Below are 1,109 nucleotides of genomic sequence, written 5' to 3' on the forward strand. Positions count from 1 at the left end.
AACTGGTCGCGCTCGACCTGCTGTGTTCAGCCCGTCGCGGCGCCCCGACAGGCCAGCGCCCACGCCCTGCCCTTCTCGCACCGAGAAACCCGCCGGCGACAGCCGTCGCCCGCGGCCCTGACCCGGCACTCGTAGGTGGAAAACTCATCCGGGGATATCTCCGCAGACCCACACCTGCCGCACTTCTCAGGCTATCCCGTACTTTTTGTGTGGCTGGCCTGGCCAAAGGTGGAGTTTTCGCCAATTTTCTCTACGGTTTCAAGACCCGGGGTTGGTGTTGCTGCACCGGCCCCGGGTCGCTGCCGTTCCGGCGTGCGATCCGGGAACCGCCCGCCGGACGGTCGGTTACGGCGAGACGGTGAGATCAACGGCGAACGGCACATCCGTGACCTGCGAGACCCACGAAGCGGGGCGATAGGACAGCTGGAACCATCTACTCCTTCGGCCGACGGCGGGCCAGCTGAGGTGGCCTACTGGCCCTGGGTGAACTCGCTGATGCCGATGACGTTCGACTGGGCGTGTACGCACCGGTAGACCGCGGCCCTGTCGGCCGGCGAGGCGAACGTGATGTTGTAGCGCAACGGGTAGACCCGGCTGCTCTGAACCGTGTTGTGGTCGGGGGGCTCCTGCACCGCCCCCCCGCTGGTGGGGCATGCGGCCCGGACGGCGTCCTTCTGGGCATCGGTCGCGGTCGGAGTGAAGTAGACCACCGCCTCGACGCGTGGTGAGGGCCCGGCTACCGTGACGTAGATGCCGAAGGCAATCAGGCCGGCGAGCGCGAGCGCACCCAGCACCACCCAACGCCGGTTATGCCGATCTGTCAGGGCCCGGCGCGTGGCGGCCAGGGCTCGTGCCGCGGCCGGCCGCGGCGGGCGGCGGCCGGCGGCTCGCGCCGCCACGGTCGGCGCTGGCTCGCCCAACACTTCGTCCGGTACGTCCTGCGAGGTCACGGGCCTTCCTTCGGGTGCGGTGGCGGCCTGCCGCAACGGTTGCGGCCGGCTTGGCGCCGATCGGCACGGCGCCGGCCGACGCACGGCGACCGGTGTCCGCAGTCCGACCGTCGCGGCCGGGCCCACCCCCAACCTAGTGCCGCGAGCGAGGTCGTAGGG

Annotated in this window: 1 protein-coding gene; it reads right to left on the bottom strand. The window is 70.4% G+C overall.

The genetic code is table 11. From position 1 onward, the window contains the following. Window positions 1-470: 470 nt before the first annotated feature. Window positions 471-797 carry a hypothetical protein gene (locus tag NBW84_RS06555; protein WP_445548650.1) on the bottom strand — a complete coding sequence of 109 codons (327 nt, stop codon included), beginning with the start codon at window positions 795-797 and terminating at the stop codon, window positions 471-473. Window positions 798-1,109 lie beyond the last annotated feature (312 nt).

This window comes from Protofrankia sp. CiP1_Cm_nod2 (genome assembly GCF_920664355.1).
Taxonomy (GTDB): Bacteria; Actinomycetota; Actinomycetes; order Frankiales; family Frankiaceae; genus Protofrankia.